Consider the following 5,782-nt stretch of genomic DNA (forward strand, 5'->3'; position numbering starts at 1 on the left):
GCGCCCCTGTGGCGTAGCGCGCAGTGGGCTCAGGGCGACGGCGCACCTCCATATCGGTCTGACAGCCGGAGGGAAACGAGAACATGGCAGGCTGCGTGCCCGTATTGACCACGGCATAGGTCAGCTTCACGGTCTCACCCGGCCTCACCCGGCTTCGCTCTGCGGTTATCGTTGCTTGCACGCGTGCTCCTGTCTGTGGAGGACGGAGCTGCCCTGGAGGATCGCCCGAGGGAGGGTTCTCCCCCGGCTGATCTCGCTCGGAGAGATAGATCTGCGCCGTCACCGAGGCGGTCAGCGGCGCGTGCACCAGCTCAACCTCATAAACTCCCGTGGGGACGCGCTTGCCACTGTCATCGCGCCGATCCCAGATCTCGATATGCTCCCGCATCTCACCTGGCAGGAGCCTGATGGTGGTTGTCGGGGGAAAGGGCTTCCCCTTCGACCAGGTCCAGACAATCTTGCGGCTGCGGCTCTCACGAACACGGATCTCGTAGTCGTGGCGGGTTCCGATCACGTGGGCTGAGGAGAGGGTGCCTTCGTTGCGAAGCTGCACCGCGATCTCGACTGCCCGATTCGGGGGGTACTGGCTCCGGTCGGTGAAGATATACTGTCCGAGTCGTCTTTGCATGGGTCTAGCTCTTTTCCGCGCGTTTGGCCGCTTGCCAGAGCGCTTCTTGCTCTTTTAGCGAGAGCATCTGCACCGTCTTGCCTTGGCCTTGGGCGAGCGCTTCTTTTTCCATAAAACGCCAGCGGGCACCAAAACGTGACAGCTGGCCGCGTAGCGCCTCTTCTGCCTCAATGCCACGCTTGCGCCCCAGGTTCACCAGGGTAAAGAGCACATCGCCCAGCTCTTCGGCGATCCGCTCCGTGGTTCCGTGCTTGAGCTCCTCTCGTAGCTCGGCCAGCTCCTCTTCGACTTTGGCATAGACCTGGGCTTCATCGGGCCACTCAAAGCCGACTGCCACCACGCGCTTGCTGGTCTCTAGTGCCTGAGAGAGCGCCGGAAGGCTGCTGGAGATGCCGTCTAAGAGCGACTCCACAGGCTTGTTGCCCTTCTCCCCTGCCTTGATCGCGTTCCAGTTGGTTAGTACCGTCTCGGCATCTTTGGCCTGAACATCGCCAAAGACATGCGGGTGGCGGCGTATCAGCTTCTCACAGATTGCGGCGCAGACATCCCCCGAGTCAAAGAGCCCTTCCTCACGACCAAGCTGGGCATGAAAGACCACCTGAAGCAGAAGATCCCCCAGCTCGTCACAGAGCGCCTCGGGGTCGTCCTGGTCAATCGCCTCCACCACTTCATAGGCCTCTTCCAGCACATAGCGCCGCAGGGTCTGGTGATTTTGTTTGAGATCCCAGGGACAGCCGCCCTCAGGATCACGCAGCCGAGCCATGATGGCCAGAAGCTCGTCAAAGTCTGCGCGGCGCTGCTCCGCAGGAAGCTCAGGCACCCAGACCGTGGTGAGGTGGTCGATCAGCGCGGTGTGGGCCTTGCGATCCAGCTCATAGAGCGGGATCGTAGCTTGTTTTTCCAGCCCTGGAACTCCCGCTGCGTGCACCACGGTGATGGCGAAGTCATCGGGGTAGCCTGCACGCCCGAGCGCTAGCTTGGCATTGCTGGCGGCGGCGCGGCTGTGTACCTGGTAGAGGAGAATCGGCCCGCTGGTTCGAAGAGCCGCCGGGCGCGCGGGGGCTTCGGGCTCCAGCAAGAGGGCATCAACGACGTGCAGATCGCCCGTCACGGACTCCCCGATGGCTTCCAGGCAAGCGTCCACAAACGAGGGTGCCCCGGTCACGTGGGTGGGGATTCCCCGCTTCCGGGTCTCTTTCAGGAGCAGCGCCACCGTTGTCTCTCCCACAAGCGGATGGCCCGGAACGGCATAGACCAGCTCGCCGTGAGCCGCTTGAAGTCGTAGAACCCGTGCGACAATGGCGGCGTAGGTATCGGCAAACGAGGCACCGTGCTCATACTCGTCATCCAGAGCAGTCACGGGCAGGTTTTTCAAGACCGAGGCGAGAGGCTCTGCTTGAAGCACCGGGTGACGCTCCGTGCGCAGGAGCACGGGGAGGCCTGAGGTTAGTAAAGAAAAGGCCCGGGGAGGGAGCGCTTCCACGCTCCCTGGCCCCAGACCAACAATTTGAATCATAAAATCCGAGCTACTTGGGTGCTGCCGCACCGCCTGGTGCCGAGGGGGCTGTTCCACCGGGTAGAGGTGGGGTACCACCCGTGGGGGCAGGAGTAGCTCCGGGGGCAGGCGCAACGCCGATACCAGCATCTTGGGCGCTCTGTTTAACCGACTTCCAGATCGTATCGTACACGGGGCTAGAGGTCTCAACCGAGGCATCGAATTTCTTCTTGATGATCTCGTTGCGTACTTTGCTGAAGTTGGCATCGTTCATCGCCTGCATCTGGTACACAACCCGCTGACGCGCAATGGGAGCAGCCTGGTCAATAGGCACGCTGTACTGGGGCAGCTTCTTCTCGATCTTCAGCCAAGCCTTGGCAGAGCCACCTTGCATGGGCCAGTCCACAGGACCCACGACTTGGCCAGGCGCAGCCGCATTGACCTTGCCTGCCACAGCAGGAGGGATCTGCGCGGTGGGGAGAACCTGCAAACCCGCGCTAACTTTAAGCTGTGGGATGACATTGAGCTCACGCGCGGCTTTCTCGGTAAAGTTCTTCGGGTCGGCGAGTGTCTTCTGCACTTCGGCAAACTGAGGGCCAGTGGGGGGCAAAAGGATCATGCGAACCTGAATGCGAGCGGGCAGACCAAACTCTTCTTTGTGCTCGTTGTAGTACTGCTGCACCTTGTCGTTGCCAATATTGAGCTGCTTCACCAAGAGCGCCACTTCAGCAAGCTCCGCCTTGATGCTCTCTTTAAGTGCCTCAGGAGTCGTTCCTTGCTTCTGAAGTTCCTCTTCAAAGGTCTTACCCGGCTGGCTCTGCTCTAGCATGTCCTTACGATAGCGAAATGCCTTGCTGACATCGTCATCGCTGGGCAGAACGCCCTGAGTCGCAGCCTCGGAAAGAATGATCTTTCGCCCGATAAGCTGCTCGAGAACCATGCGGCCCGCCGGAACGGGAACGGCCCCTTGGGCTCCGGTCACAGCCAGGGTCTGCTCTAGGGTTTGGACATACTCATCTTTGGTGATGACCTGGCCATTGACCTTGGCAAAGGGCTTCTCGCCGCCACAGCCCGCTGTGAGCACCGAGGCGGCGGCACAGGTAGCGAGCACACCGATTGAAATACGATTGCGATTCAAGAAAATACTCCCATTAATATGTTGACGCTTCAAAACTAATACGTGGCCAAGTACACAAACGTTCCCGGCGACATAGTTGCTTAATTTAAGACGCACACAGGCTTCCTGGCAATTCTACCCTGCACGACTTCCTGACGCAATTTTCGGCAGATACTCTAAAGATACTTAGCACACACGTCAGCTCTGACATCACTGCTCGACACGCTTTTTCAATCTTGCATTTCTAATTCCTAAAAACCTACCTTTCAGAGTAGAAGATAGTATTTCAGGAGATTTAAGCCCTCCTGAAATCAACAAACGCAATAATTGAATCAAACCAGGCTGACTCCTTGTCCCAATCATCAAAAACCAACATAAAAAAACTAATCTTTGGATTATACCAAAGTGTTCCCAAAGAAATATAGTCTCATTATGCACGGCTTCAGCGTGTGACTTCCCATTGAATGCACCACCTCGATGAAATTGGTCTTCTGTATGCCTTACAGAGACAAAGTGATCTAGTTGCACGGCAGGATCATAGATTAACTTCCAACCAGCACGCTTAAAAGCAAGACCAAGCCCTAATTCCCAATTTACTTGTGCCCCTTCTCCTAATAACCTTTTATCAAAACCAATTTTTTTCAGTGGCTCTGTACGATATGCTGAATTTGCGCCTTTTAGGATATCAACCGGTCGCGCAGGGCCAACACCGAGATGATGGTTGCCAATAATCCGTCCTGTATATTGAAGGATACCAACTTTTTTTTGTGATCCTGGATGTATTTTCTGGTGGTCACGCCCACCTACGGCTCCAATAGTTTCATCAGAATTAAAATGATCCTCAATAAGCCTCAACCAATCAGGATAAGCAGCAGTATCATCATCAGTAAGCACTATTATATCACAATCTATAACACTAATACCTGCATTCATTGCAGAAATAACTCCCGGCTCATACACAATGATTTTTTTTATATTTAAAAACTCATTATCATATTTTTCTAAGAATTCAATTGTTTCATTATCAATATCTCGAACGGTTATTACAACTTCGTCAGGCATACGCTCTTGTAATTTAAGAGCTTCAAGACACCGATATAGATCATTAGCTCTTTTGAATGTGGGAATTAATATAGCCATTGTCAAATTTTGCATTAGATGAATTATAGCATGGAGTACTAAGAAATGCATTGGCTAAAATAGCATAATGTCGTGTAGGATACCATCTCTTGAGAATGCCCCACTTCCGCCTATTTCTGTTCGGATTTTCTTCGCATCAAGCCCTGTCAGAGGAAAGCCAATGCTACTCGCCGAAACTAAAACCACTTTAAAGATTTTCGAGGAAGATTTTATGAATTTCAAAATGACACGTCGGACGGCGTTTCTCTCGCTCTCTACCATTGCCTTAGGGCTTTTGACGGGCTGCGACCCGAAACCGGCAGCAACAGGCGGCAGTGGGGATGCGCCCGCTCCTGCTCCTCCCGCAGCAGCGGGCACGACGCTCACGCTCGCGGTGATCCCCAAGGGCATGACCCATGTCTTCTGGCAGTCCGTGAAAGCAGGCGCGGATAAAGCGGGCAGCGAGCTGGGTGCGAAGATTCAGTGGGTCGGGGCACAGAAAGAGACGGATCCTGCGGGACAGATCGGCGTGGTGGAGAACCAGATGAACGCCAAGGTGGATGGCATCGCTCTCGCGCCCTTGGACAAAGCGGCGCTTGCTGGCACGATCAAGAAAGTCCACGCCGCGGGAGTGCCGCTGGTGATCTTTGATTCCGCCGCCGATGTGACCGAGGATCAGTACGTGAGCTTTATCGCCACCGACAACCTCAAGAGCGGCGAGATCGCCGCGCGCCAGATGGGCAAGATCGTCGGGGGCAAGGGAACCGTGATCATGGTGCCCAACGCCGCCAACTCCGCCTCCACAATGGACCGTGAGGCGGGCTTTGAGTCGGTGATGAAAAAAGAGTTCCCGGGCATCACGGTCGTGCGCTCCAACTACGGCGAGTCGGATCGCAACAAGTCGCTCAACGTCTCGCAAGATGCCCTCTCGGCCCACCCAGAGACCGTGGGTATCTTCGGCTCCTGCGAGCCCTGCGCGATTGGGGCGCTCAAGGCCGTGGAGGCCAAGAAGCTCACGGGAAAAGTCAAGATCATCGCCTTCGACAACACCACCGAGATCGAGAAGTCCATCACCGATGGCACGATTGACTCCGTGGTGATCCAGAACCCTTTTAAGATGGGCTACGAGTCCGTGAAGGCGCTGGTCGCCGCGAAAAAAGGCGAGAAAGTGGAGAAGAAAATTGACACGGGCGTCGTGCTCATGACCAAAGAGAACATGAACTCCGAAGAAATGAAAGACTTCCGCGCCAAGTAAACGCCCTCCCCATCCGCCCCATAGAATGGGGCATCAGACGCCTACTTTCAATGGGTGGCTTTAGTGTCACCCATTGAAGGAAGTTCCCTCGCATCCGACTCAAAGTTCACGGAGGAAGTTTTCATGCGTACTTTTCTATTTGCTCTTGTCGCACTTTTAGGGGCAGTG

At 55.4% G+C, this 5,782-nt stretch carries 5 protein-coding genes; 1 reads left to right on the top strand and 4 read right to left on the bottom strand.

The genetic code is table 11. The features are described 5' to 3' along the window. The 4 genes from AC1XOS_RS18890 to AC1XOS_RS18905 all read right to left on the bottom strand — a co-directional run. Positions 1-628: BsuPI-related putative proteinase inhibitor (locus AC1XOS_RS18890; protein WP_481963771.1), on the bottom strand; the 628-nt coding region annotated here is incomplete at its 3' end. Positions 629-632: 4 nt separating this feature from the next. Next, the gene (gene mazG, locus AC1XOS_RS18895; RefSeq protein WP_481963772.1) at positions 633-2,144 is read right to left on the bottom strand and encodes a nucleoside triphosphate pyrophosphohydrolase; all 1,512 of its coding nucleotides are present in this window, start codon (positions 2,142-2,144) and stop codon (positions 633-635) included. A gap of 10 nt (positions 2,145-2,154) precedes the next feature. Continuing rightward, positions 2,155-3,261 carry a peptidylprolyl isomerase gene (locus tag AC1XOS_RS18900; protein WP_481963773.1) on the bottom strand — a complete coding sequence of 369 codons (1,107 nt, stop codon included), beginning with the start codon at positions 3,259-3,261 and terminating at the stop codon, positions 2,155-2,157. A gap of 189 nt (positions 3,262-3,450) precedes the next feature. Further along, on the bottom strand, positions 3,451-4,395 hold the full coding sequence (locus AC1XOS_RS18905; protein ID WP_481963774.1) for a glycosyltransferase family 2 protein: 945 nt from the start codon (positions 4,393-4,395) through the stop codon (positions 3,451-3,453). 208 nt (positions 4,396-4,603) lie between these two features. Here AC1XOS_RS18905 and AC1XOS_RS18910 point away from each other — a divergent pair, with 208 nt between their 5' ends. Next, positions 4,604-5,614, top strand: coding sequence for a substrate-binding domain-containing protein (locus AC1XOS_RS18910; RefSeq protein WP_481963775.1), 1,011 nt, complete (start codon positions 4,604-4,606; stop codon positions 5,612-5,614). The last annotated feature ends 168 nt before the right edge of the window (positions 5,615-5,782 follow it).

It is taken from the genome of Armatimonas sp., assembly GCF_964826245.1.

Bases quoted from the DNA above. Each gene is read 5' to 3' on its own strand.
- mazG (WP_481963772.1), bottom strand. From the start codon at position 2,144: ATGATTCAAATTGTTGGTCTGGGGCCAGGGAGCGTGGAAGCGCTCCCT.
- AC1XOS_RS18910 (WP_481963775.1), top strand. From the start codon at position 4,604: ATGACACGTCGGACGGCGTTTCTCTCGCTCTCTACCATTGCCTTAGGG.
- AC1XOS_RS18905 (WP_481963774.1), bottom strand. From the start codon at position 4,395: ATGCAAAATTTGACAATGGCTATATTAATTCCCACATTCAAAAGAGCT.